Raw genomic sequence first — 26,142 nt, 5'->3', positions numbered from 1 at the left:
TTTTTGAAAAGAGAAAGGAAGCGGCTTTGCCATGATGGATATCACCACCATCGGAGAGGTGCTCATTGACCTGACCCAGACCGGCGTCTCCCCGCAGAACGTGCCTCTGTTTGCCTCCAACCCCGGCGGAGCCCCCGCCAATGTGGCGGTGGCCGCCGCCCGCCTGGGGGCCAAGACCGCCTTTATCGGCAAGGTGGGCCGGGACGGCTTCGGCGCCTACCTCACCGGCGTGCTGAAGGAGAACGGCGTGGACGTGTCCGGCCTGCGGACCGACGCCGCCCCCACCACTATGGCGGTGGTCACGGTGTCCGACACCGGGGAGCGGTCCTTCCGCTTTGTCCGGGGGGCGGACAGCGCCCTGTCCCCCGACGAGGTGGACGCCCGCCTGGTGGAGAACACCAAGGTCCTCCACTTCGGCTCTGTGAGCCTGACCGCGGCCCCCGCCCGTTCGGCCACCCTGTTTGCCGCCCGCCAGGCCCGGGCCCACGGCGTGCTGGTGAGCTACGACCCCAACTACCGGGACGCCCTGTGGACCAGCCGGGAGGAGGCCGTGGAGTGGATGCGCACCCCCCTGCCCCTGGTGGACGTGCTCAAGCTGTCCGACGAGGAGCTGCCCCTCATTACCGGCACCGACGACCCGGAGGAGGGCAGCCGCCGCATGGAGGCTGAGGGCGTCAAGCTGGTACTCATCACCATGGGGGCCGGCGGGGCCTTTTACCGCTGGCAGGGCAAGACCGGCCTGGTACCCGGCGTGCACACCACCGTGGCCGACACCAACGGCGCCGGAGACACCTTCTTCGGCGCGGTGCTCAGCCGCCTGACCCGCCGGAGCGGCGGCCCCCTGGAGGGCCTTGCCGCCCCTGAGCTGGAGGAGATCCTGTCCTTTGCCAACCGGGCGGCGGCCAAGACCTGCTCCCGCAGCGGAGCCATTCCCGCCATGCCCACTCTGGCGGAGCTGGAGAACGGAGAGAAAGCAGAATGAAAGCAAAACGGAACCAGCGGAGCGGAGAGCCCTCCGCCAGACAGAATAAAAAGAAGACCCCCGCCGCCGCGCCGGAGGCCGCTGTCTCTGACGAAAAGGAAGCGGCCCGCCCTGTTGCGGAGGAAGCGGTGGTGAACCCTGCGGCAGAGGCGGCCCCTGCCGCCGCGGAGGAGGCCCGCCCCGCAGTTGAGGAAAATGCCCCCACCGCCCGGGAGGACGACGCCGTGTTCGAGCGCCGCCTGGCCCGGCGGCAGGACGAGCTCAAGTGGCTCTACTGCGAGCTCTACCACGGGGATCTGGCCGCCTACGACTACTTTGTGTCCATGCTGCGCCGGAGCTGGGCGGACCGGAAGGCGGAGCTGCGGGCCCAGGACGGGCGGCGGGAGGCCGACCCGGACTGGTACCGCCGCCGGGACCTGCTGGGCATGATGCTCTACACCAACGCCTTTGCCGGCACCCTGGAGGGGGTGCGGGAGAAGCTGCCCTACATCCAGGAGTGCGGCGTCAACTACCTCCACCTGATGCCCCTGCTGGAGAGCCCCAAGGGCCGCAGCGACGGCGGGTATGCGGTGTCCGACTTCCGGAAGGTGCAGCCCGAGCTGGGCACCATGGCCGACCTGGAGCGTCTGGCCGATGACTGCCGGGAAAAGGACATCAGCCTGTGCCTGGACTTTGTCATGAACCACACCAGCGAGGACCACGAGTGGGCCCGCAAGGCCCGAGCGGGCGAGCCGGGCTACCGGGAGCGCTATTTCTTCTACGACAACTGGGACATCCCCCGGGAGTTTGAGAAGACGGTGCCCCAGGTGTTCCCCACCACCGCCCCCGGCAGCTTCACCTGGCTGCCCGACTGCCAGAAGGTGGTCATGACCAATTTCTACCCCTACCAGTGGGACCTGAACTACGCCAACCCCATGGTCTTCAACGACATGACCGAGAACCTGCTCTACCTGGCCAACCGGGGCATCGACGTCATCCGGCTGGACGCGGTGCCCTACATCTGGAAGGAGCTGGGCACCAACTGCCGCAACCTGCCCCAGGTCCACACCCTGGTGCGCATGATGCGCATGGTGTGCGAGATCGTCTGCCCCAGCGTGCTGCTGCTGGGGGAGGTGGTCATGGAGCCGGCCAAGGTGGCGCCCTACTTCGGCACCCCCGACAAGCCCGAGTGCCACATGCTCTACAACGTGACCACCATGGCCACCACCTGGCACACCCTGGCCACCGGGGACGTGTCCCTGCTGCGCCACCAGATGGACGCGGTGTGTGCCCTGCCCCGGGACTTCCTGTTCCTCAACTACCTGCGCTGCCACGACGACATCGGCTGGGGCCTGGACTACCCCTGGCTCAAGGCCCATTTCGGCACCGACGAGGTGTCCCACAAGAAGTACCTCAATGACTGGTTCACCGGCAAGTGGCCGGGCAGCGACAGCCGGGGCGAGCTCTACAACGACGACCCCCGCCTGGGGGACGCCCGGCTGTGCGGCACCACCGCCTCCCTGTGCGGCGTGGAGGCCGCCGACTACGAGCAGAACCCCTTCAAGCTGGAGCGGGCCATTGCCTGCGACCTGATGCTCCACGCCTGGATGCTGACCCAGAGCGGCATCCCGGTGCTGTACAGCGGTGACGAGGTGGGCCAGCTCAACGACTACTCCTACCACCAGGACCCGGAGAAGTGGGACGACAGCCGCTACCTCCACCGTGGTGCCTTCCAGTGGGACCTGGCCGCCCTGCGCCGCGACGGAACCACCCGCCAGGGCAAGCAGTTCATGGGCCTGCGGCGGCTGGAGGAGCTGCGCTGCGCCGAGCCCGCCTTTGACGCCCGGGCCGACGTGTGGACCTTTGACACCGGCAGCGCCCACGTGCTGGGCGTGGGCCGCTGGTACAAGGGCCGCAAGCTCATCGCCATGTTCAACTTCAGCCCCGAGTTCGTCACCGTCTCCAGCGGCGAGGGCGGCGCCTTTGACGAGCTGGTCTACGGCGGCCACTTCGACGACCTGAGCCACGTGGAGCTCTACCCCTACGGCTTTGTCTGGCTGGCCCATACCGAGGGCTGATCCCGCCGGGCCTGAAAACCCGATCAGCAGAAACCCCGCCCCGGCTCGTAAGAGCCGGGGCGGGGTTGTTTCATAGGCGGGAATGGCGGCCGGTTCAGCCGTACCGCTTGAACTGGAAGCGGAAGGGCTGGCAGCCCGGCGCGCCGATGATGGCCTGGCCCACGGGCAGGTTGGTGATGTCCTCGTCCTCCACCACAAAGCCCTCCCGGATCTGCTCGGACACGCCCCGGTTCTGCACGGCGGAGAGATAGGTCTGGAGCTTGATGTTCCGGCCGAACAGGTCCTTGATGTACTCCCGGGAGCCGGCATCGTTGACCCGGAAGGCCAGGGTGGTGCCGAAGCCGGAGAGGATGCTGCGGGAGAGGTTCTGGCCGTAGGCGGCGGCGATCTGGTCGATGTTCTGGATGCCCACGAAGAACTTGGCCCCCAGGCTGCGACCGAAGTTGACGCCGTCGTCGATGTGCTCCAGGTGGGGCAGGAGGCGAAACTCGTCGATGAAGAAGTAGACGCTGCCCTCATTGGAGGTGCGGCACAGGGCCTCCTTTACCGCCAGGTCGATGAGCAGCCGGTATACCGGCGTCAGCATGGCGCCGATGCCCAGGTCGTACTCCACGAAGATGACCCGGCCCCCCTTCCGCCGCACCAGCTGGCGCATGGACAGATTGCCCTTTTTGCGGAAGTTGCCCACAAAGATCTCCCGCACCATCTGCTGCAGCTCGGCCACTACGCCCAGAGTCTGGCCCGACTTCTCGTCCTCGATGTAGGAGGTCATGGCCTTCAGGTCCTGGTGGGACTGGAGGATGCGCTTCATGGCGGGCACGGAGAAGGTGTCGAACAGGGTGCGCAGGGACTGGTTGTTCCGGGAAGCCGCGAACTGGTCCGACCGGACCATGTGGAGCAGCAGGGCGGAGAACAGGTCTTTGGCCGCGTTGGGGAAAAAGGGCTGGGTGGTGTGGGAGAGCTTCTCGGAGAAGAAGCTCTTGGCGATCTCCAGAATGTTCTCCTCCACCCGGTCGTCGATGCTCACCTCCCCGAACAGGTTCCAGTAGTCCGGGCCGTTGCCGCCGGTGGCCCGGCTGTCGTTGCTGATGACCACGTCCCCGGGCTGGTAGAACTCCCGGTAGAAGTCGCCCTTGGTGTCGAAGATGATGACCACGTCCCGGTCGGTCAGGCTGCTGCGCACGCTGCGGATGAGAAAGTTGAAGGTGTTGGACTTGCCCGTGCCGATGCCGCCCAGCAGCAGCATGTGCCGGGAGAGCATCTGCTCCCCCACCGGGATGCGCATGGGCTCCCCCAGGGCGTTGTGGCCCATGAGGAAGAAGTGGGGTTCGCTGTCCTGGTACTGGCAGGTGTCAAACAGCCGGTTGCCGGAGAATACCTCCTGTGAATAGGTCTGCATGGCCCACATCCTCCTTGTAATGAAATTTAGTAGGAGTACCCCTGGGACTGGTCCTCCTCCTGGCCGGAGCTCTGTTCCTCCCCGCCGGATACGTCTTCTCCGGCGGCCTGGTCCATAGACAGGTCCTCACTCTGCGTCTGCTGCTGGGACTCCTCGGGCTCCTGCTGGGCCATCTGATCCATGGAGAGGTCCTCGGTCTGTGCCTCCTGCTGGGACTCCTCGGGCTCCTGCTGGGCCATCTGATCCATGGAGAGGTCCTCGGTCTGTGCCTCCTGCTGGGACTCCTCGGGCTCCTGCTGGGTCATCTGGTCCATGGAGAGGTCCTCATTCTGAAGCTGCTCCTGGTCTTGCTCCTGGAGCTGTTCCTGGTCTTGTTCCTGGAGCTGCTCTTGGTCTTGTTCCTGGTCCTGCTCCTGGAGCTGTTCCTGGTCTTGCTCCTGGAACTGTTCCTGGTCTTGCTCCTGGAGCTGTTCCTGGTCTTGCTCTTGAAGCTGCTCCTGGTCCTGTTCCTGGAGCTGCTCCTGGCCCTCGGTCTGGACCTGCTCCGGCTGGGCATCCTGCCTCAGCTTCCCGCCTGCGTCCTGGGCCTGGGCCTGGGCATATGCCTGGGCGTTGACCACCTGGACGGGAATGTCGCAGCCCATCTCTTTGGCGGCCATAATCCGGTGGCGGCCATTGTCCTCATACTCATAGCCGCCGTCGGGGGTCTGGATCACTTTGACCATGTTGTCCGGATCGTAGTAGGCGTTGACGCAGCCCCTCAGTTCCGGGTCCTGCTTCAGCTCGTCCACAGTGCGGCCCTGGGCCAGTCCGGCCTGGACGGCGGGCAGCTTCTCCGCCAGGGCCATGTAGTCGGCCTTGGTGTTGCCGTGGTGGTTCCAGAATTCGGGGCTGTCCATGCCGCGGGCATAGGACATGTCGATGGACTGAGCGGAGATGGTGCGGATCACCGGCCCGGGCGGGGCCTGGCCCTGCTGGACGCCCTGGGCCTGGGGCTGGGGGGCGTTGCCGGCAGTCTGGCTCTGACCGGTGAAATCATACTTTATGCCATGCTGCTGGCAGGCGGACTCCATCTCCTTCTCCATGGTCTGGAGCACCTGGGGGTCCCGGCGCTGTTCCCGGGCCAGGGCGGCGCTGTAAGAGCTGGTCAGCGCGTGGTTCTCGTACTCGGCCTTGGTCAGCTCCGGCTCGGGCCCGTTGCGGGCCTCGATGCCCTGGAAGGCCTGGGTGGTGGAGCTGTCCCCGTACTGCCAGGCATCCCGCTCCTGGGGCTGGATGAGGTACTTGTCGCCATTGTCGTAGTACTTGCCCTCGTTGAGGGCCCACTCCCGCAGCTGGGCCTTGTCGGCATGGACCTCCGGGTGCTCCAGGGCGTAGCTCTGGTAGGCGTGGTAGCCCTCGTGGGCCACGGTGTCGAAGACCTGCATGTTGGCGTCGGGCATGGGCCGGGCGTTGGGGTCGCTGAGGGTGGTGCCGTTTTTCAGCAGGTTCTCGTTGAGGTGGATGGTGTCCAACTCCGGGTTCCAGCCGCCGTAGCAGAGATCGTCCAGAGGGACGGCCTCCACGTGCTTGGCCGGACGGCCCTGCTGATAGGCAAAGTCGTTCTCCAGGGCCTGGACCGCCTGGCATTTTGTGTCGTAGTCCAGAGAATTCCAGGTCTTGGAGGCAAAGAGGTCGTGGAGCTGGGCCCGGTTGGCGGCGAGCTGCTCCGGGGTGGCGTTGCGCATGCTGGCGTGGTCAAAGGAGGAGAAGAGCTGCTGGTACCGGTTGGGCTGCGCCTGGTCGTTCTGGGACTGCTCCCGGTGGAAGAGATTGGAAAACCATCCCATGGCGCACCTCCGTCAGCGGAGGCGGTCCCGGCGGGTGCAGCGGGCCAGCAGAGTGAGCCCGTCGGAGGGGCTGCGCTCCAGCACATAGAGCAGCTCCAGTGCCTGGGGGGCGGAGGCGCCGGTGGCCTCCATGACCTCCTCCAGGGAGTGGCCGCCCACCTGGGGGTTGGGCAGGGGCTTGTTCTCCGCCCAGGCCTCGGCGGCCTCCCGGAGGAGGGCGGGGTATTCGTTCTGGATGCGCCAGGCCCAGGCCCAGCCCTGGGCGGGGGCGGCCAGTTCACGGGTGACGAGCTGGGCGGCAAGGGAAGAGAGCAGCATATCGATTACCTCCTGTAAAAAGAGAATAAAATATAACAAAACGGGCGGCCGCGGGTCAGCGCGGCCGCCCGTCAGGCTGGAGCGGAAGGAGCACAGGGAGCGGTTACTTGCTCCACTTCTCGATGGCGTGGTCGCCCAGGGTCTGGAGGTCCTGCACCAGAGCGCCCAGCTCATTGAGCATACGGTCGGTGTCGGCGGTGGGCTCGCTGATGAGGGAGTAGAGGGCGCCGTTGCCTACCAGGGAGCGGGCGCCCGCGCCGATACTGATGGGCGATCCGTTGGCCTTGGAGGAGAAGATGGCCAGGAAGAAGCTCTTCTGGAAGGAGAGAACGATCAGGACTACGCCCAGGACGATGGCGAGCAGGCCCCACACTGCCATATCCCCGTCGTTGATGAGCAGGAACAGGCCGGCCAGGGCCAGGAGAACGCCCAGAGCGAGCAGGCCGCCGTTGACGTTCAGACCGTAGTAGCAGTCCAGGCCGGAGACCGAGTCCAGCACCACCTCCTTGGCGATGCGGCTGGTGGCCGCTTTGCCCTGGAAGAGGATGCGCTTGTTGGTGACGGTCAGGTAGCCCACGCAGCGGGGCTGCTTGACGTTGCTGCACTGGTACTGCCGGACGATCTTCTCGTTCTCAGCCAGCACCAGGTTGTCTACCCGGCCGCCGGCGGCGGGACGGTAGGACGGGGCGCTCTGGCGCTCGCGGCCGGTGTTCTGCTGGCCGTAGCCGGTGTTGGGGTTCTGAGTCTGCTGGGGAGCGGCGACCGCCGCGCCGCAGGCGGGGCACTTGTCGGCGCCGTCCGGAATCCGGCTGCCGCACTCTTCACAAAAAGCCATAATGAAAATCCTCCTTTTTCTTTTTGTATATACAGGAACGCTTGCCAGATGGGATTGTCACACCTGGAGATAACCTTTTACCACGGCCAGGGCGCCGCACAGGGCGCACCAGCACAGCGCCAGCTGGGGCAGGAAGGGCAGGGTGGTAAAGACCTCCACCAGCAGGATCAGGGCCAGAGCAGCTGCGCCGCCCAGGCAGAACATCCGGAACAGGCGGACCTTGACCGTCAGGCCCAGGCCCAGCACCAGGATAAACAGGCAGGGCAGCAGGTAGTTGAAGAAGGACGAGTGCGGCACCAGCATACCCAGCAGGTTGAGCACGCCGGTGAGGCCCATCAGGGCGGACACGCAGCCGGACAGCAGCGCCGTGCCGGCGGTGGCCTTGCCCTTGACCAGGTTCACGGCCCCAACGCCCACGGCGATGCAGCTCAGCAGGTTCAGCCAGGACAGGACCACATACAGATTGTAGGAAAGTCCGTTGTCGGAGAGAGAGAAGAAGGCCTGCAGCAGGTAGATCAGTGCCACCACCACAAAGCCCGCTGCCGGGGCGATGCGGAAGGGATCCCGGGAGGCGAAAAAGGCCCGCAGGTCGTTTCCCAGCCCGGCGAAGAAGGCAGCACCGGAACCGGAAGAGGCGGGGGGCGCATACTGGGGCTGGGCCGGGCCGTCACACACGGGACAGCGGCCGTTCTCCAGGGGCCGTCCGCATTTTTTGCAGAAGTTTGCCATGAGATCAACTCCTTTGCGTTGCACCCCACACACAGATGCGGGATGATTTACCACATTCTAGCACCGCTGGGAACCGGGTGCAACAACGCAGGTAAAAATGGGAAAAATAATTTAAAAGGGCGAAAAAGAGGAGGAGAGAAGAAAAAGCCCTCCGGCCAAAGGGCCGGAGGGCTGAAAAACAGGGTTTACCGCCCGGAATACCGGGCCAGAAGGGCGTCGCAGCCCTCCAGAATGTCGGCCAGGGTGGCCTCAAAGTCGCCGGTGTACCAGGGGTCGGCGATGTCCCGGGGGTGGCTGGTCAGATCCAGCAGGCGGCAGACCTTGTGCTCCGGGTCGCCGCCCAGGATGCGCAGCATGTTGCGCACGTTGGCGCTGTCCATGCCCAGCAGCAGGTCGTATTTGCCGTAGTCGGCCGCCGTGAGCTGGACGGCCCGCTTGCCCGACGGGTCGATGCCGTACCGGGCGAGCACCCGCCGGGTGCCCGGGTGGACGCCGTTGCCGATCTCCTCCCGGCTGGTGGCGGCGGAGGCCACGGAGAACGCTCCGCCTCTCCCCCGCTTCTCCGCCAGATGCCAGAAAAGAAACTCCGCCATGGGGGAGCGGCAGATGTTGCCGTGGCACACGAAAAGTATTTTGGTCATCTCATTTATATCCCTTCATAAGCCTGCAAACCATGGGAAAATGTGATTGCGGTATTTTGATTTTACCACATTCAGACGCGCTTTCACACCGCAGTTCCAAAAGAAATTTATTTCCGCGATAAATTGGCTGGGCAGCGCCCCCTCGCCGCCCGCTGGGAGCCGCTTTCCCGACGGCCTGCCCATGCCTCTGGCCGGGGGCGCCAGTTCACGCTTCAGGGCGGCTTTTTCGACTTTTTCTTTTTAATACGGCCAATCCCAACACCAATACGACCGGGAAAACGGCGGCGGCAAGAAACCCTTTTTTCAGATCACCGTCGGCCAGACCGGAGACGACGCCCACAGACATCGGGCCTAAGGTTCCGCCGAGGTCGCCCGCCAGCGCCAGAAACGCAAACATGGCAGTGCCGCCCGCAGGACAGGCCTGAGAAGAAATGCTGATGGTTCCCGGCCACATGATTCCAACGGAAAATCCGCACAGCGCACAGCCTGCCAACCCCAAAATCGGGGACAGCGACAGGGATGCCAGCAGATAGCAGCCTACACACAGGACACCGCATACCAGCATAAGATTCCTGAGCTCCACTTTGCGGCTCATTCTGGCGCAAAGTACACGGGACACGCCCATAAGGGCTGCAAAAAGGCACGGCCCTGCAAGGTCGCCGATTGTCTTGGGGACCCCGATTGCGGCTTCCGTAAAGGCAGATGCCCACTGTGCCATTGCGTTTTCTGCGGCTCCGGAGCAGGCCATCAAAAGGATCAAAAGCCAAAATACGGGCAAGCGAAGCAAGGTTCTTACACCCGCGCCCGCTCCGTTTTCGACCAGCCGCGCTATGGGACAAGTGAGGAAGTTAAAAATATTGCAAAACGGGATGAGCGCCCACAGCAGGGTGAGAATCCGCCAGTTTTCCAGGCCGAACAGGGCAAAGAACAGTGTCGATCCCAGGACCACGGCCACCATTCCCCAGCAGTAAAAAGAGTGCAGCAGACTCATCCGGCTCTCTTTGTGTTCAAATGGGCATGCCTCCACAATCGGACTGATCAGGACTTCGATCAGGCCGCTGCTGACGGCATAGACCATAACGGAGATCAGGATTCCCAGAAACGGGACAGGGAGGATATCCGGCAAAAATGTCAGCATGACCAGTCCTGCCGCAGACAAGATATGCGATACGATCACACAGGCGCGATAACCGACTCTGTCCACAAATTCGGCGGCGGCAAAGTCGATCACCAGCTGCGTCAGGAAAAACACAGTGGGAATCAGTGCAATTTCACCCAGTGAGATGCTGTATGTTTTTTGAAAGGTCAAAAAAAGCAGCGGCGCAAAGTTCGCGCAGATCGCTTGTGTTACGTAACCAAGATAACAGGCCCGCAGTGTCTTTCGATAGTTGAGTGTAACGGTCATGGCAGTTCCTTCCTGATAGGCTGTACAGATTTCGGCGCCATCCCCTGCTGGGACGTGCCGTATGGCATTATAACAGCAAAATCAGTGTGCCATAAGGGATAATACCGTCAAAACATAGCACTATCTTTCCAAACTGCGGACATGGCCCGGCGTATATCCGTAGATTTGCCGGAACTGACGGCCAAAATAGTTGGCGGAGCGGAAACCGCAGGCCGCACTTATTTCCTGAACCGTCAGGGATGCATCATGCAGCAGCCTGTGCGCGGTTTGAAGCCGATAACGGATCAATGCGTTCACCGGAGAACAATCCATATATTCATGAAAGCAGCGTGCGGCCTCGCTCCGGCTGATGCTGGCCGCCTCGGCAATGTCCGTAAATGTGATGGGCTCGGCATAATGCGTATAGATGTAGGACAACATTTTCTGCACACGCACCTGTGTGCGGAGCTGTATGCGGGTGGCCTGGGATTTCGGCAGTGCATCAAAGCGGCGGAACAGACATTCGAGCAGACGATTCAGGCCGCGCTGCACCACCATTTCATAGCAGCCGGTGCGCTGTTTCAGGCAAGTAAATATTTCATCCAGCAGGCAGTGGATCTCGCCGCACCAATCGTCTTGCCGCCGGAACACAATAAAGGGCAATGACCCACAATCCCCAATCGGTGCAATATATTTTTGATAGATCGTACTGGTTTCGGGGGCAATCAAGGTGCCGGAAAAAACAATGGCCGGCAAAGGGTCGGGCATATCGCCGGCAATCTGCCTCACACCATGCAGCAGATTGCCGTTTACCAGCAGGCTGTCCCCGGGCTGCAACAGGATGTGTTTCTGCCCTACCTGGTAATCCAACGCAGCGATTTCTGCTCTGGCGATCTCAAAATCCGGGTGCCAGTGCAAAGGGCCTTCCCAGTTGGGAAGTTCAGAGAGCTCATTTTCAAAATAGCTGATGGGGAAAAGGGCTGCTTCATGGGTGATCCGCTCACGCATATGTTGGTCTACGATGACAGGCACGACGATTTTCTCCCTTTCGGTAATGTTCCTGTTGCGCGGTTGTGTGATTTTATACAGTATAACAGGACATGTCCGCCTTTTCCATCCAACGGACCTTATCCCGTTCAAAAGTGTGCAGACGGAAGCAGACTGTGCAGCCGATATAAAAAAGAAAACGGCAGCTTCCCCGGGTACGAGGGAAGCTGCCGCGTCATATTTCCGTATACAGCTGCGCGCTTCTATTCCTGATTGTGGGGGCAATCAATGGCCGGAGGGCTTTTGCTCCACCATACTCTTCTCGGTGGTCAGGTCGGCGTGGAGCAGCTTGATAAAGACAACACCCAGGGGGATAATGGTCACCCAGATGGCCCTGCCCACCAGCAGGTGGCAGAAGATGGTGCCCACGATCACGCCCGTGGCGAAGAAGAGCAGCATACCCGCGTGGGTGGCCAGCTTTTTCCGGTGGGACTTGTCGGGGGAATGGCGGTGGTGGAACTCCTTGGCCAGGCCCACGCCGATCTGGCGGATATGGTTGGTGGTGAAGGTGGTGGCCACGGGGATGCCCTCGGCCTGGCGGAAGGTGTTGTACTGCATGGAGGCCAGGAAGTTGATGACCACCTGGCAGATCTGGGCGGGGGCGGACTCGGGCACAAAGCCCAGGCACAGCATGGCCACCATCTCGATGAGCATCAGGATGGTGTCCCACCGGATGGCAAAGCGGTGTTTGATGGGGTTGGGGGCCAGCTCGGACACCACGGAGCCCAGCACATAGGCCGAGATGGGTACCAGATAGTACAGGCCCTTGCTCCACTCCCCGGAACCCAGGGCCAGGCCCATGAGGACCACGTTGCTGGTCTGGGCGTTGCAGAATACGCCGCCCCGCAGCAGGAAGGTGTATGCGCCCCAGAAGCCCGCCACGGCGATCAGGGTGAAGTAGACCCAGTCCCGTTCACAGGTGAGAAAATGTTGCTCGTTCTCTTGTTTGCTCTGCGTATTCAAGTCAGCCAGCCCTTTCCAAGCCCGATTTTGTGGATTCCATTATACCCCCGGAAAAGGGAAAATGACAGCCGCATTTTGCACAACATATAGGGGGAAAAAGGCGGGCAGAGAGGGAAGATTCGGGGAATTTTGGGCCGAAGAGACGGAAGAGGGACATATGGCTGGAAGCCTATCCCAGCTGCGGAGGCCTATTTGCCCAAAACGAAGAGATTGTAACGCAAAAAGCGGGGAATGTTCACACTTTTTTTATTGAATTTCCGGTCAGGAAAGAATATTTTATTTCGTGTAAAAATAAAACGCGCCAATAGAAGCGAGCCGACAGAAGGAGGCATTGAGATGCAGGAAGTGAAAGACACCAAGCCCACACCCCCCAAGAAACCGCTGATTTTTTACTATATCATCGCCATGGTGGTGGTCATGCTGCTCAACGCGCTGCTGTTCCCCTCGGTACTGGACAAGCAGGTGGTGGAGGTCAGCTACGACCAGTTCCTCACCATGGTGGACAACGGCCAGGTCAGCGACGTGGCCTGGGAGACGGAGGAACAGCAGATCGTCTTCATCGCCACCGACGACCAGGGCAACGAGGGGTACTATAAGACCGGCCCGTGGCCCGACGACGGCCAGCGGCTGCTCCAGCAGCTGCGCAGCGACCCGGACATCCACTTCGCCGCCTCCATCCCCACCCAGGCCTCCCCGCTGCTGAGCTTTGTGGTGAGCTGGGTGCTGCCCATCGTGTTCTTCCTGGTCATCGGCGAGCTGCTGTCCCGGTGGATGGTCAAGCGGATGGGCGGCGGTATGCCCGGCGGCATGGGCAACGCCATGACCTTCGGCAAGTCGGGGGCCAAGATCTACGTGGAGGAGAAGGCCACCGGCGTCACCTTTGCCGACGTGGCCGGACAGGACGAGGCCAAGGAGTCCCTGATGGAGGTGGTGGACTTCCTCCACGAGCCGGAGAAGTACGCCGCCATCGGCGCCAAGCTGCCCAAGGGCGTGCTGCTGGTGGGCCCTCCGGGCACCGGCAAGACCCTGCTGGCCAAGGCCGTGGCGGGAGAGGCCAAGGTGCCCTTCTTCTCCATCTCCGGCTCGGAGTTTGTGGAGATGTTCGTGGGCATGGGCGCGGCCAAGGTCCGGGACCTGTTCAAGCAGGCCAATGAGAAGGCCCCCTGCATCGTGTTCATCGACGAGATCGACGCCATCGGCAAGAAGCGGGACGGCGCCGGTGTGGGCGGCAACGACGAGCGGGAGCAGACCCTGAACCAGCTGCTGGCCGAGATGGACGGCTTTGACGGCCGGAAGGGCGTGGTGCTGCTGGCGGCCACCAACCGGCCCGAGTCCCTGGACCCCGCCCTGCTGCGGCCCGGCCGGTTTGACCGGCGGGTGCCCGTGGAGCTGCCCGACCTCCAGGGCCGTATCGCCATCCTGAAGGTCCACGGCAAGGACGTCCATCTGGACGCCGACGTGGACTGGGATGCCATTGCCCGGGCCACCGCCGGCGCCTCGGGCGCCGAGCTGGCCAACATCATCAACGAGGGCGCCCTCCGGGCGGTGCGCATGGGCCGCAAGACCGTGACCCAGGCCGACCTGGAGGAGAGCGTGGAGACCGTCATCGCCGGCGCTCAGCGGAAGAACGCGGTCATCTCCCCGGAGGAGAAGAAGATCGTGGCCTACCACGAGATCGGCCACGCCCTGGTGGCCGCCCTCCAGACCCACTCCGCCCCGGTGACCAAGATCACCATCATCCCCCGCACCTCCGGCGCCCTGGGGTACACCATGCAGGTGGAGCAGGGGGAGAAGTCCCTCATGAGCCGCACCGAGCTGACCAACAAGATCGCCACCCTCACCGGCGGCCGGGCCGCCGAGGAGCTGATCTTCGGGCCGGACAACATGACCACCGGCGCCTCCAACGACATCGAGCAGGCCACCAAGCTCTCCCGGGCCATGGTGACCCGGTACGGCATGACCGACGAGTTCGACATGGTGGCCCTGGAGACGGTGCAGAACAAGTACCTGGGGGGCGACGCCTCCCTGACCTGCGCGGCGGACACCGCCTCCCGGGTGGACGCCCTGGTGGTGGAGACGGTGAAGAACGCCCACGACAAGGCCCGCCGTCTACTCAAAGAGCACGAGGACCAGCTCCACAAGCTGGCCGCCTACCTGCTGGAGAAGGAGACCATCACCGGCGAGGAATTCATGGCCATGCTCAACAGCTGAGAAAGAAACACAGAAAAAACGAAACCCCCGCCGGCCTGTGGCCGGCGGGGGTCATTCGGGTATAAAAGGCTCAGGCGTTCTGAGCGGCCACGAAGGTGTGGAAGGCCTCCTCGGCGGCGTCGGGGTTTTCGCCGATGACAAAGAGGATGTAGTCCCCGTCCACCACGGTGCGGGCGTTCTGCACCTTGGGCAGGTTCTGGCTCAGGTACCAGGAGAAGGTGTCCTCCTGGCTCTGGCGGTAGGCCTCAAAGGCCTCCTTCACGGCGTCCACATCGGCGCCCTCGGCCAGCTTGCCCAGGATGACGGTGTCGGGAGAGGTGATCATGGGCAGGAAGGCCACGCCCTCCTCCAGCGCACCCTGGGGCACGCCGTAGTTCTCCACCAGCACGTCCAGGCCGGTCTTCATGCCCACGGCGATGCCGGCGGCCTCCTGGATGGTGTAGGCGCCCTGGACAAGGGGCGTGCCGTTGGGGGTGGTGATGGCGATGGAGCCGTCCTCGGCCACGGCCACGTCGTAGCCCTCAAAGAGCTCCAGCACGCTGGCGGACAGGAAGGTCACGCCGCTGACCACCTGGGCCTTGCCCTTCACCAGCTCGTCGCCCACGGTGACGGTGTTGTCGGCGAAGTTGACGGTGATGTTGCCGCCGTCCAGGTAGAACCAGCCGGTGTTCTCCTCGGGGAACCAGCTGGCGGAGCCGTGGTCGTTCTCAGCCACCAGGCGCATGGGGATCAGGTTCTCGCCGTCCACGGCGGGGATGGCGCTGGTGTCCAGCACCTGGCCGTTGAGGGTGATGGCGGTGTCGTAGCCGGCCTTGGCGGAGATGGGCATGGCCTCCGCGGCCAGAGCGGGCAGGGTCATGGATGCAGTGAGGGCCAGGGACAGGCCCAGAGCGGCAGCTTTCTTCATCGTAATGCTCCTTTATACGGTTTTCAGGGACGCGCCGTCCCCTTTCACAGCCATATAGACGAAGGAAAAAACCAAAGGTTCCCCAAAGAGGGGAAATCAGGTGGGAAAATTTTTCGGCCGGGCCGCGACCCGGGGAAAGCGGGAAAGAAATGAACTGGGATATCTGCTACGAATACATGTGGTACTTTTTCCTCTATGCCTTCCTGGGCTGGTGCTGCGAGGTGTGCTTTGCGGCGGCCAAGTCGGGAAAGTTCGTCAACCGGGGCTTCCTCAACGGCCCCCTCTGCCCCATCTACGGCTTCGGCGTGGTGCTGGTGGTGGGCCTGCTCACCCCGGTGAAGGACAATGTGTTCCTCCTGTTCCTGTGCTCGGTGCTCCTCACCACCGCCCTGGAGTGGCTCACCGGCTTTGTGCTGGAGAAGGTCTTCCACCAGAAGTGGTGGGACTACTCCAAAATGCCCTTTAATCTGAACGGGTACGTGTGCCTGCTGTTCTCCCTGGTGTGGGGCCTGGCCTGCCTGCTCATCATGGACGTGATCCACCCCATGGTGGCCTCCTTTGCCGCCGCCATCCCCCACACTCTGGGGGTGGTGCTGCTGGCGGTGTTCACCGCCCTGATCCTGTCCGATCTGGCGGCCACCGTGGCCACGGTGGTGGGCCTGAACAAGCGCCTGCGCCAGCTGGAGGAGCTGGCCGCCAAGATCCACGAGGTGTCGGACAGCCTGGGCGAGCGGCTGGCCGACACCACCCTGGCCGTCTCCGAGAAGGGAGAGGCCCTGAAGGAGTCCGCCGGGGAGCGGCGGGCCCAGCGGGCGGAGGAGCAGGCCAAGCTGCGGGCCGTCCGGGAGGAGGCCCTCCGCCGCCGGGAGGCCGCCCTGGCCGAGCTGCGCGCCGCCAACGAGGAGCTGCTATCCACCTACCGCTTCGGTCAGAAGCGCCTGCTCAAGGCCTTCCCCGATATGAAGTCGGTTCGCCACGGCGAGGCCCTGGAGCAGATCAAGGCCCGGCTGGCCGTCCGCAGGAGCGAGCGAGAGGAGAAATAACAAAACAGGGCCTGCGGCACAGCCGCAGGCCCTGTTTGATGGGATAAAATGCGCTCAGCCGCTGATGGGCGCGAACCGGGCCCGTACCAGGCCCGCCAGATCCGCCGGGGCAAGCTCCACCTGGAAGCCGATCTTCCCCGCGCTGACAATCATGGTCTCCAGACCCTGGGCGCTCTCGTCGATGACGGTCTTGAACTGCTTCTTCATGCCCACCGGGGAGCAGCCGCCGTGGACGTACCCGGTGAGGGGGAGCAGCTCGGCCTGGTGGATCATCTCAATGGACTTCTCCCCCACCGCCTTGGCCGCCGCCTTCAGGTTCAGGGAGCCCAGGGCGGGCACCACAAACACATAGTTCTGCTTGCTGGCGCCCCGGGTCACCAGGGTCTTGTATACCCGCTCCACGTCCGCGCCGATGAGCTGCGCCACGGTGACGCCGTCCACCGCGCCGTTGGGGCAGGGGTAGGTATGGGGGGTATAGCGGATCTTCTTCTGCTCCAGGACCCGCATCACATTGGTCTTTTCTTCAGCCATGGAATGTCGCCTCACTTGAAATTTCCGCGCCTAGGCGCTATGCTGTACAGGTAAGAATATCACAGCAGAGGAGCTGATTTCAATGGATATTTCCGCGTATCAGGATAAAGTGATGGAGAATGCCCAGGAGCTGCTGGGCATCGACAGCCCCAGCGGCTTCACCCAGGCCGCGGCCGCCTTTCTCGACGGCTTTGCCGCCCGACTGGGCTATGAGACCACCCAGACCAACAAGGGCAATGTGATCGTCCACATTCCGGGCCGGGAGAGTGGAAAAAAGGTGGCCCTCTGTTCCCACGTGGACACCCTGGGGCTGATGGTCCGGTCCATTACCGCCGACGGCCAGCTGAAGATCACCCGGGTGGGCGGCCCCATTCTGCCCACCCTGGACGGGGAGTACTGCGCCATCTACACCCGGGACGGCCGCCGCTACACCGGCACCGTCCTGTCCCTGTCCCCCGCCGTCCACGTCTACGACGACGCCTCCACCCGGGCCCGGGACGAGGACAACATGGCCGTGCGCATTGACGAGGTGGTCAAGTCCAAGGAGGACGTGGAGGCCCTGGGTATCCGCCCCGGGGACTATGTCTGCTTTGACCCCAAGACCGTGGTGACGCCCAGCGGCTTCCTCAAGTCCCGCTTCATCGACGACAAGGGCTCCGCCGCCTGCCTGCTCACCCTGATGCAGGTGCTCCATGAGCAGAACCTGAAGCCCAGATACGACACCCGCCTCATCTTCTCCGTCCACGAGGAGGTGGGGCACGGCGGCGCCACCGTGCCCCGCGACCTGGACGAACTGCTCATCGTGGATATGGGCTGTGTGGGCCTGGACCTGACCTGCACCGAGTACCAGGTGTCCATCTGCGCCAAGGACAGCGGCGGGCCCTATGACTACGGCATGGTGACCCGGCTGGTCAACCTGGCCCAGCAGGGCAGTGTGGACTACGCCGTGGACATCTACCCCCACTACAGCTCGGACGCCACTGTGGCCTGGCGGGCCGGCGCCGACGTGCGGGCCGCCCTCATCGGCCCCGGCGTCCACGCCTCTCACGGCATGGAGCGCACCCACTGGGAGGGCCTGAAGAACACCATGGCCCTGTGCCTGCTGTACCTGGAGGCGGAGTAAAAGGCTGCTGGGTGCGCGACGGCGCGCCCCGGCGCGTCCAGGCATTTTGCCGGAGGCAAAATCCTGATGCCGGGCGGATTCAGTCCGCCCGAGCAGATAAAAAAGAGGGGCCCCCGGCGGGCGTGGGCCCGCTGGGGATTCGCACCCACTGGGAGGGCCTGGAGAACACCATGGCCCTGTGCCTGCTGTACCTGGAGGCGGAGTAAGGCACCCATCGTCCTCGCAAATTGAGATCTGCCGTCCCCCTCATCCGTCTGGCCTGCGGCCAGCCACCTTCCCCCCCAGGGGGAAGGCTTTGGGGCATGTCCACAATTTGCACGAAACATGTGGAAAACCTCCGCGGACTCCATGGTCCGCGGAGGTTTTCTGTCGTTTATTCGTTTATCAGGCTCAGAGCTTGACCACCCAGCCGTGGGGGTCGGGAATGGTGCCCCACTGGATGCCGGTAAGGGTGTCGTACAGCTTCTGGGTGACGGGGCCGATCTTGCCGCCGTTGACCACGGTGTGCTTGTCCTCCCAGCCCATCTCGCCGATGGGGGACACCACAGCGGCGGTGCCGGTGCCCCAGGCCTCGTCCAGCTTGCCCTCGGCGGCGGCGTCAAAGAGCTCCTGGGCGGTGATGAGCCGCTCCTGGACGGGATAGCCCCAGTCCCGCAGCAGCTGCAGGCAGGAGCGGCGGGTGATGCCGGGCAGCACGGAGCCGGTGAGCTCGGGGGTGATGACCTCGCCGTCCACCTTGAACATGACGTTCATGGAGCCCACTTCCTCGATGTACTTCCGGTGGACGCCGTCCAGCCACAGAACCTGGGCGTAGCCCTGGCCCTCGGCCCGCTCGCCGGCCCGGATGGAGGCGGCGTAGTTGCCGCCGCACTTGGTGTAGCCGGTGCCGCCGCGGACGGCGCGGACATCCTCGCTCTCCACGTAGATGCGCACCGGGTTGATGCCCTCGGCGTAGTAGGCGCCCACGGGGCAGCAGATGACGCAGAACAGATAGGTGTGGGAGGCGTGGACGCCCAGGCTGGCGTCAGTGGCGATGATGAAGGGGCGGATATACAGAGAGGTGCCCGGCTCGCTGGGCACCCAGTCGGACTCGGTCTTGACCAGGGCCTTGATGCCGTCCAGGGCCAGGTCTTCGGGCAGCTTGGGAATGCACAGGCGCTCGCAGGAGTCGTTCATCCGGCGGACATTGTCCATGGGCCGGAACAGCTGCACGCCGCCCTCGGGGTTGCGGTAGGCCTTCATGCCCTCAAAGACCTCCTGGGCGTAGTGGAACACCATGGCGGAGGGCTCCAGGGAGATGGGGGCGTAGGGGACGATGCGCCCGTCATGCCAGCCCTGGTCGGGGTTGTAGTTCATCAGGAACATGTAGTCGGTAAAGACCTTGCCGAAGGACAGAGTCTTGGGGTCGGGCTTGGGCTTGAGCTGAGCGGCCCGGGTGATGGGAAATTCATGCATGGAGACGGCCTCCTTACGTGATTGAGAGATATGGGATACCCATTAGTATAGCAGTCGGACGGGATGGCCGCAAGTGGGGACGGACACCCGGGCTGTTTGCCTTATTATGGCACGGCGGATGGGGGAAGAATGTAACGTGAGATACAATTTCCACGGGAAAAGGGAATGCGGGGGCGTTTTTTTGCCCCGCCCGGCCTGAATCCGGCCGACGATGTGGCTGCCGCACTTGTATTGAAAAGTTTTTTTTGATATAATAATCTCTCTCATTATGTGCTGTGTGCCGAGGTGAGGACGCCATGAAAAAGAAAAACAAGCTCAGCCATCTGCTGGAGCCCAGCCTGCGGCTCTATTTCATCGCCCTGGTGTGCTTCACCGTGGCCTCCGCCTTCTTCAACTTGTACCTGGGGATCGCCGAGGCGGTGGTGGTGCTCATGCTCTACGCCTACTTCCGCCGGGCCAACACCCTGCGCCGCCGGGAGATCCTCAAGTATATCGACAACGTCACCTGCAACATCGATGTGGCCACCAAGGACACCATGGTCAACGCCCCCCTGCCCATGGTCATCTTCAAGCCGGAGACCGACGAGGTCATCTGGTCCAACGAGCGCTTTCTCCAGCTCACCGGCGAGCGGGAGCACCTGTTCGACACCAAGCTGTCCGCCGCAGTGCCCGACTTCACCTCCCGCTGGCTCATGGAGGGCAAGAGCCAGTGCCCCAACGAGGTGCGCATTGGGGACAAGCGCTTCCTGGTGTATGGCCACCTGGTGCGCACCGACGATCGGGGCCACCAGAGCTTCCTGGCCACCACCTACTGGGTGGATGTGACCGAGTTCTCCAATGTGAAGGAGGAGTTTTACGACTCCCGGCCCGTGGTGGCCATCCTGCTGCTGGACAACTACGAGGAGATTTTGAAGGGCCTGTCGGACAACGCCAGCTCCGCCCTGCTCAGCGAGATCAACGCCCGGCTGGACGAGTGGGTGGCCCCCGCCGGGGGCATCTTCTGCCGCTACAACCGGGACCACTACCTGTTCCTCTTTGAGGAGCGGCACCTCCAGGCCTACCAGGACGGGAAATACTCCGTGCTGGACGCGGTCCACGCCATCACCAGCCCCAACGGCATCCCCGCCACGCTGTCCATCGGCATCGGCAAGGACGCCGACAGCCTGGAGGAGCTGTTCCAGTTCGCCAATCTGTCCATCGACATGGCCCTCTCCCGGGGCGGCGACCAGGCGGTGGTGAAGAACAAGTTCACCTTTGAGTTCTACGGCGGCCGGTCCAAGGAGACCGAGAAGCGCACCAAGGTGAAGAGCCGGGTCATGGCCAACGCCCTGGCTGAGCTCATCAGCTCCGCGTCCATGGTGTTCATCATGGGCCACAAGTACCCCGATCTGGACTGTATGGGCGCGGCGTCCGGCGTCATGGCCCTGTGCCGGAAGCGGGGCGTGCCCGCCCATATCATCAAGGAGAGCGGCCAGAACCCGGCCAGCGGCATGGCTGAGCGGCTCTCCGCCCTGCCTGAGTACCGGGACGCCTTCCTCTCCGCCCAGGACGCCCTCATCATGGCCGACGCCAACGCCCTGCTGGTGGTGGTGGACACCAACCGGCCCGAGCAGGTGTCCGCCCAGGAGGTGCTGCTCTCCTGCAACAAGGTGGCGGTCATCGACCACCACCGCCGGGCGGCCACCTACATCGCCAACGCCGCCCTCAACTTCCACGAGCCCTACGCCTCCTCCGCCAGCGAGCTGGTCACCGAGCTCATCCAGTACGCCATGGAGCCCGCCGACCTGCTGCGGGCCGAGGCGGAGGCCCTGCTGGCCGGCATCGTGCTGGACACCAAGCAGTTCACCATGCGCACCGGCGGCCGCACCTTTGAGGCGGCGGCCTACCTGCGCCGGGCCGGGGCGGACACCGGCGACGTGAAGAAGCTCTTCCAGAACGACCTGGAGGGCACCATCGCCAAGTACGACATCATCCAGAACGCCAAGATGTACCGCAACAACATCGCCGTGGCCCGGGTGGACCACACCGTGGGCCGGGTCACCGCCGCCCAGGCCGCCGACGAGCTGCTGAACATCGCGGGCATCGACGCGTCCTTTGTCCTCTTCCCCGACGGAGAGCGGGTCATCATCTCGGCCCGCAGCATGGGGGACACCAACGTCCAGGTGGTGCTGGAAAAGCTGGGGGGCGGCGGCAACGCGGCCACCGCCGGCGCCCAGGTGCCCGGCACCCTGGACCAGGTCACACGGAACCTGATCCGGTCCATTGACCAGTATTTTGAGGATGAGTGACGGAATGATGAAAAAGCTGATTCCCCTGCTGCTGCTGGCGCTCCTTCTCACCGCCTGCAGCGGCCAGACGGTCGAAAGCAGCACCCAGTCCCCCGGGCCTGAGCCCACCCAGACCACCCCGTCCGCTTCGACCGGGTCCGGCCTGGTGGCGGCGGAGGAGCCCCCCATTCTGGACTGGATGGCCGACCAGCCGGTGCCCGGCTTTTTGGACGAGGAACAGCGGGACCTGTTCCTGCGGGCGTACAGCGCCGCCAATTTCCTCATGGGCTGCTCCACCGGCAATGTGGAGGAGTATCCCCTGGCCGACGGCACCATGCCCCAGCGGGGCGAGTATGAGAAGCTGACCCTGGACAACGGCTGGACCTACCTGGTGGCCCAGGGGCGGTACGCCCGCTGGGCTGACTTCAAGGCCATGCTGGACAGCGTCTTTACGCCGGAATACCAAGAGGAGCTGCTGTACCAGGAGGACGGCGACGGGGAGCGCATCCCCGTCTTTACCGAGACCCCGGACGGCGGGATGTGCTTTATCCAGGCCGACCGGGGAAGCGACACGGAGTACGACTGGGCTGACATGCCGGACACCTACGAGCTGGTGAGCATGAGCGACGACGCGGTGGAGTTCAGTCTGATCGGCCACTACGCCGTTCTGGGCGAAGATGGCGGAGAGATAGCCGTGCAGGGGATCATCACCAGAGAATATCCCATCCGTATGGAGCGTACCGCCGACGGTTGGCGTGTGGCGGAGTTCCATTTGCCATATTAAGAGCATATATCAGAAAGGAACGATACGATATGAAGGTTATTTTACAGCAGGACGTGAAGGGTCAGGGCAAGAAGGGACAGATGATCGAGGCCAGCGACGGCTACGCCCGCAACTTCCTTCTGCCCCGGAAGCTGGCCGTGGTGGCCACGGCGGAGAATATCAACACCATGAAGATGCAGGAGAAGGCCAAGAAGGCCCAGGAGGCCGCCGAGAAGGCCGAGGCTCAGGCCACCGCCGAGAAGCTCTCCGGCATCACCGTGAAGGTGCCCGCCAAGGGCGGCAACGGCGGCCGGCTCTTCGGCGCCGTCACCTCCAAGGAGATCTCCGACTGCCTCAAGGAGCAGTTCGGCCTGGACATCGCCAAGACCAAGATCGTCCAGGAGGAGCCCATCAAGGCCTTCGGCGGCTATAAGCTGAAGGTCAAGCTGGGCTACGAGATCACCGGTACCCTCAGCGTCATGGTGGTGGAGGCGTAAAGACTGCCCCAGGACAGCCCAAAGGGACACCCCTTCCCTCATCCGCCCCATTTGGGGGCACCTTCTCCCAGAGGGGGAAGGCTTAGGGCGCTTCCCATAGGCTTCCCCCACTGGGGGAAGCTGTCGAGCGTCAGCGAGACTGATGAGGGAAACTGTGACGGTCGCTGAGGAATTTCCCCTCATCCGTCATTTGCTGCGCAAATGCCACCTTCCCCCAGAGGGGGAAGGCTTTGGGGTGCCCCCTTCCCCCGGGAAGGCTTTTGTCCCGCGACAGAAAAGCGTTTGATTTTTACCCAGGAGGTGAGAATATGGATGAGGCGCTGCTGACCCGGCAGATGCCCCACTCGGTGGAGGCGGAGCAGGCAGTGCTGGGGTCCATGCTCATCGACTCCCGATGCGTGCCCGAGGTGGTGGAGGAGCTGCGGGGCGAGGACTTCTACCTGCGGCAGAACCGGGAGATCTACGAGACCATCTACTCCATGTTCAACTTCTCCCTGACCATCGACCCGGTGACCGTGCTGGACCATATGCGCCAGAACGGCGTGTACGATGAGAACACCTCCCGCAGCTACCTGCTCCAGCTCATGGAGATCACCCCCACGGCGGCCAACGTGAAGGAGTACGTGGCCATCGTGAAGGACAAGTCCCTGCTGCGGCGCATCGCCGAGACGGCGGGAGATCTGACCGCCCTCATCCAGGAGGGCACCGGCACGGCCCAGGAGGTGCTGGAGGCGGCGGAGCAGCGGATCTACGCCATCCGCCAGGGCCGCGGCGCCCAGGGCCTGGAGCACATCTCCACGGTCATCCTCAGCGTGTACGAGCGGCTCAACGAGCTGGCCGCCCAGGACAGCGAGGTGCCCGGCCTGTCCACCGGCATGCCCGACGTGGACCGGGCCATCGCCGGACTGAACAAGTCCGACCTGATCCTGCTGGCCGCCCGTCCCGGCATGGGCAAGACCTCCTTCGCCCTCAACGTGCTGCTCCACGCGGGCAAGTTCTCGGGCAAGACGGTGGTCTTCTTTTCCCTGGAGATGAGCCGGGAACAGCTGGCCATGCGCCTGATCTCCGGCGAGAGCTTTGTGGACAACAAGAAGCTGGTCACCGGCCGGCTCACCGAGGAGGACTGGACCAAGATCGCCGCCGCCTCGGCCGCCCTCAACCGGACCCAGATCCTCATCGACGACAACCCGGCCCTGTCCGTGGCCGACATGAACGCCAAGTGCCGCCGGGTGGACAACCTGGGCCTGGTGGTCATCGACTACCTCCAGCTGATGACCTCCGCCGGCGGACCCCAGCGCAGCAGCAACGAGAACCGGCAGCAGATCGTCTCCGACATCTCCCGGGCCCTGAAGATCATGGCCAAGGAGCTCAACGTGCCGGTGGTCTGCCTGTCCCAGCTCTCCCGCGGCCCCGAGAGCCGCAGCGACAAGCGCCCCATGCTCTCCGACCTGCGTGAGTCGGGCGCCATCGAGCAGGACGCCGACATCGTCATGTTCCTCTACCGGGACGACTACTACAACGACAACGACGAGAACCACAACCTGGCCGAGTGCATCATCGCCAAGAACCGCCACGGCGAGACCGGCACGGTGGAGCTCCAGTGGCTGCCCGAGTACACCACCTTCTCCTCCATCGACCGGCGGCACCAGGAGTACTGAGCGTCCGAGCCGTCATGCGCAGCCCGGATGGAGCGGAGCGGCGGCGAGAGGTGTTTTTGGGGAAATGAATTCCCCCAAAAACAGAGCTTTTGCCTGGACCCCATAAGGAGACTTTATGACAGACGCCCTCAACACCCTTGCAACGGAATACGACATGCTCCCACGGGGGGGCACGGTGCTGTGCGCCGTGTCCGGGGGCGCCGACTCGGTGTACCTGCTCCACCGGCTTTGGCTGCTGCGGGACATCCTGGGCTTCAACCTGATTGCCGCCCACTACAACCACTGTCTCCGGGGCGCGGAGTCGGAACGGGACGAGGCCTTTGTCCGGGACTTTGTGGCCAAGTGGTGCGGCCCCCAGCGCTTTGACGGACCCCATGGGGCGCACACCCTGCCCGCCGTGGAGCTGGTGGTGGGCCGGGGCGATGTGGCCGGTGAGGCCGCCCGGCAGGGCCGGGGGCTGGAGGAGACCGCCCGGGACATGCGGTACGCCTTCCTGCGGGACACGGCCCGGCGTCTGGGCTGTGACCGCATCGCCACCGCCCACACCGCCGACGACAACGCCGAGACCCTGCTGCTCCACCTGATCCGGGGCACCGGGCTCCAGGGCCTGGCGGGCATCGCCCCACGGCGGGGGGACCTGGTGCGGCCCATGCTCACCACCACCCGCCGGGAGGTGGAGGAGTACCTGGCCCTGTACAGCATCCCCCACGTGGAGGACAGCTCCAATTCCGATGAGCGCTTCACCCGCAACCGCATCCGCCGCCAGGTGGTGCCCCTGCTGGAGGAGCTCAACCCGGGCTTTGTCCGCCGCATGGCGGACACCACCCGCTATCTGCGCTCGGACAACGACTTTCTCAACGCCCAGGCCGCCCAGGTGTGCGCCCACGCCCGGTGGGCGGAGGACGACCTGGTCATCGAGGCCCGCTACCTGGCCGACGCCCCCGCCGCCATCGCTCCACGGGCCGCCCGGCGGCTGCTGGAGATGATGGGGGACGGGGACACGGACTGCTCCGCCGCCCACCTGGAGGCCATTGTGGACCTGTGCCGGGGGGACGACCCGTCGGCGGTGGCCTTCCTGCCGGGCGGCAGGCTGGCCCAGCGGGTGTACGGTGAGCTGCTCCTCACTACCCGGGACGACCCCCGTCCTCCCTTTGAGCCGGTGACCCCGGTGAGGGGGGAGAACCCGATTCCGGGCACGGACTGGAAGCTGGTGCTGGAGGAGGACCCATGGCCGGGGCTGGTGATCCGCCCCCGGCGGCAGGGCGACGAGCTGACCCGGCCCGGCCGGAAGAGCCGGACGGTGAAAAAGCTGATGATCGACGAAAAAATCCCCCGGCGGGACCGGGAACGGGTCCCAGTGGCCGCGGACGGGGACGGCGTCATCGCCGTGGCCGGGCTGGGCGGCAACGCCCGGCACCCACGTTTCGGCGCGGCCCTCCGGTTCATCCGGCGGGAGAGAACAGACACCACCACAGAAACAGAAAGAATGGAAGGATGAGCGAC

The 26,142-nt window shown here is 64.0% G+C and carries 23 protein-coding genes; 11 read left to right on the top strand and 12 right to left on the bottom strand.

Annotated features, from left to right (window positions below; all coding sequences use genetic code 11):
- Positions 1–31 precede the first annotated feature (31 nt).
- Together WMO64_RS10685 and WMO64_RS10680 are read left to right on the top strand one after the other, a co-directional pair.
- Positions 32–982, top strand: a complete 951-nt coding sequence (locus WMO64_RS10685; protein ID WP_349231963.1) for a carbohydrate kinase family protein — start codon at positions 32–34, stop codon at positions 980–982.
- Complete coding sequence (locus WMO64_RS10680; RefSeq protein ID WP_349231962.1) at positions 979–3,039, top strand: alpha-amylase family protein; 2,061 nt, start codon at positions 979–981, stop codon at positions 3,037–3,039. Before WMO64_RS10685 ends, WMO64_RS10680 begins: the two co-directional genes overlap by 4 nt.
- 94 nt (positions 3,040–3,133) lie before the next feature.
- Here WMO64_RS10680 and WMO64_RS10675 read toward each other — a convergent pair whose 3' ends face one another.
- The 9 genes from WMO64_RS10675 to WMO64_RS10635 form a co-directional block, all read right to left on the bottom strand.
- On the bottom strand, positions 3,134–4,438 hold the full coding sequence (locus tag WMO64_RS10675) for a type IV secretory system conjugative DNA transfer family protein (RefSeq protein WP_349231961.1): 1,305 nt from the start codon (positions 4,436–4,438) through the stop codon (positions 3,134–3,136).
- A gap of 26 nt (positions 4,439–4,464) precedes the next feature.
- Entirely contained in the window at positions 4,465–6,267 is a 1,803-nt protein-coding gene (locus tag WMO64_RS10670; RefSeq protein WP_349231960.1) for a ParB N-terminal domain-containing protein, read from the bottom strand.
- A gap of 12 nt (positions 6,268–6,279) precedes the next feature.
- A complete protein-coding gene (locus WMO64_RS10665) occupies positions 6,280–6,585 on the bottom strand; it encodes a hypothetical protein (RefSeq protein WP_349231959.1) in 306 nt (101 codons plus the stop codon).
- Positions 6,586–6,688: 103 nt separating this feature from the next.
- Entirely contained in the window at positions 6,689–7,420 is a 732-nt protein-coding gene (locus tag WMO64_RS10660) for a zinc ribbon domain-containing protein (RefSeq protein WP_349231958.1), read from the bottom strand.
- 57 nt (positions 7,421–7,477) lie between these two features.
- A complete protein-coding gene (locus WMO64_RS10655) occupies positions 7,478–8,149 on the bottom strand; it encodes a zinc ribbon domain-containing protein (protein WP_349231957.1) in 672 nt (223 codons plus the stop codon).
- Positions 8,150–8,334: 185 nt separating this feature from the next.
- Positions 8,335–8,790 carry a low molecular weight protein-tyrosine-phosphatase gene (locus WMO64_RS10650; RefSeq protein ID WP_349231956.1) on the bottom strand — a complete coding sequence of 152 codons (456 nt, stop codon included), beginning with the start codon at positions 8,788–8,790 and terminating at the stop codon, positions 8,335–8,337.
- Between the two features lie 205 nt (positions 8,791–8,995).
- The gene (locus WMO64_RS10645) at positions 8,996–10,195 is read right to left on the bottom strand and encodes an MFS transporter (protein WP_349231955.1); all 1,200 of its coding nucleotides are present in this window, start codon (positions 10,193–10,195) and stop codon (positions 8,996–8,998) included.
- A 120-nt stretch (positions 10,196–10,315) separates the two neighbouring features.
- On the bottom strand, positions 10,316–11,206 hold the full coding sequence (locus tag WMO64_RS10640) for an AraC family transcriptional regulator (RefSeq protein WP_349231954.1): 891 nt from the start codon (positions 11,204–11,206) through the stop codon (positions 10,316–10,318).
- Positions 11,207–11,446: 240 nt separating this feature from the next.
- Entirely contained in the window at positions 11,447–12,184 is a 738-nt protein-coding gene (locus tag WMO64_RS10635; RefSeq protein ID WP_349231953.1) for a YoaK family protein, read from the bottom strand.
- 336 nt (positions 12,185–12,520) lie between these two features.
- Between WMO64_RS10635 and ftsH the strand changes: the two genes are divergently transcribed.
- Positions 12,521–14,395, top strand: coding sequence for an ATP-dependent zinc metalloprotease FtsH (ftsH, locus tag WMO64_RS10630; RefSeq protein WP_294518445.1), 1,875 nt, complete (start codon positions 12,521–12,523; stop codon positions 14,393–14,395).
- 70 nt (positions 14,396–14,465) lie between these two features.
- Here ftsH and WMO64_RS10625 read toward each other — a convergent pair whose 3' ends face one another.
- Positions 14,466–15,302, bottom strand: a complete 837-nt coding sequence (locus WMO64_RS10625) for a DUF4358 domain-containing protein (RefSeq protein WP_294518441.1) — start codon at positions 15,300–15,302, stop codon at positions 14,466–14,468.
- A 149-nt stretch (positions 15,303–15,451) separates the two neighbouring features.
- On the opposite strand from WMO64_RS10625, the gene WMO64_RS10620 reads away from it, so the two are divergent.
- Positions 15,452–16,345, top strand: coding sequence for a putative ABC transporter permease (locus tag WMO64_RS10620; RefSeq protein WP_294518437.1), 894 nt, complete (start codon positions 15,452–15,454; stop codon positions 16,343–16,345).
- Positions 16,346–16,399: 54 nt separating this feature from the next.
- Here the strand turns inward: WMO64_RS10620 and ybaK are convergent, their stop codons facing one another.
- Positions 16,400–16,876 carry a Cys-tRNA(Pro) deacylase gene (gene ybaK, locus WMO64_RS10615; RefSeq protein WP_294518435.1) on the bottom strand — a complete coding sequence of 159 codons (477 nt, stop codon included), beginning with the start codon at positions 16,874–16,876 and terminating at the stop codon, positions 16,400–16,402.
- Between the two features lie 82 nt (positions 16,877–16,958).
- On the opposite strand from ybaK, the gene WMO64_RS10610 reads away from it, so the two are divergent.
- The gene (locus WMO64_RS10610) at positions 16,959–17,999 is read left to right on the top strand and encodes a M42 family metallopeptidase (RefSeq protein ID WP_349231952.1); all 1,041 of its coding nucleotides are present in this window, start codon (positions 16,959–16,961) and stop codon (positions 17,997–17,999) included.
- An 11-nt stretch (positions 18,000–18,010) separates the two neighbouring features.
- Complete coding sequence (locus WMO64_RS10605; protein ID WP_294518429.1) at positions 18,011–18,205, top strand: hypothetical protein; 195 nt, start codon at positions 18,011–18,013, stop codon at positions 18,203–18,205.
- Between the two features lie 184 nt (positions 18,206–18,389).
- Here the strand turns inward: WMO64_RS10605 and WMO64_RS10600 are convergent, their stop codons facing one another.
- On the bottom strand, positions 18,390–19,454 hold the full coding sequence (locus WMO64_RS10600; protein WP_349231951.1) for a branched-chain amino acid aminotransferase: 1,065 nt from the start codon (positions 19,452–19,454) through the stop codon (positions 18,390–18,392).
- Between the two features lie 296 nt (positions 19,455–19,750).
- Between WMO64_RS10600 and WMO64_RS10595 the strand changes: the two genes are divergently transcribed.
- The 5 genes from WMO64_RS10595 (at position 19,751) to tilS (ending at position 26,137) form a co-directional block, all read left to right on the top strand.
- Complete coding sequence (locus WMO64_RS10595; RefSeq protein WP_294518421.1) at positions 19,751–21,742, top strand: DHH family phosphoesterase; 1,992 nt, start codon at positions 19,751–19,753, stop codon at positions 21,740–21,742.
- 4 nt (positions 21,743–21,746) lie between these two features.
- Entirely contained in the window at positions 21,747–22,505 is a 759-nt protein-coding gene (locus WMO64_RS10590; RefSeq protein WP_349231950.1) for a hypothetical protein, read from the top strand.
- A gap of 29 nt (positions 22,506–22,534) precedes the next feature.
- Positions 22,535–22,981, top strand: a complete 447-nt coding sequence (rplI, locus tag WMO64_RS10585) for a 50S ribosomal protein L9 (protein ID WP_294518415.1) — start codon at positions 22,535–22,537, stop codon at positions 22,979–22,981.
- Between the two features lie 308 nt (positions 22,982–23,289).
- Entirely contained in the window at positions 23,290–24,639 is a 1,350-nt protein-coding gene (gene dnaB / locus WMO64_RS10580; RefSeq protein ID WP_294518412.1) for a replicative DNA helicase, read from the top strand.
- Positions 24,640–24,754: 115 nt separating this feature from the next.
- On the top strand, positions 24,755–26,137 hold the full coding sequence (gene tilS / locus WMO64_RS10575; RefSeq protein ID WP_349231949.1) for a tRNA lysidine(34) synthetase TilS: 1,383 nt from the start codon (positions 24,755–24,757) through the stop codon (positions 26,135–26,137).
- The last annotated feature ends 5 nt before the right edge of the window (positions 26,138–26,142 follow it).

The sequence above is a fragment of the Pseudoflavonifractor intestinihominis genome (assembly GCF_040096055.1).
In the GTDB taxonomy this organism is placed as follows: domain Bacteria; phylum Bacillota; class Clostridia; order Oscillospirales; family Oscillospiraceae; genus Pseudoflavonifractor; species Pseudoflavonifractor intestinihominis.
The sequence above is the reverse complement of the archived record's forward strand: the minus strand, read 5'-3'. Positions and strand labels throughout refer to the sequence as shown.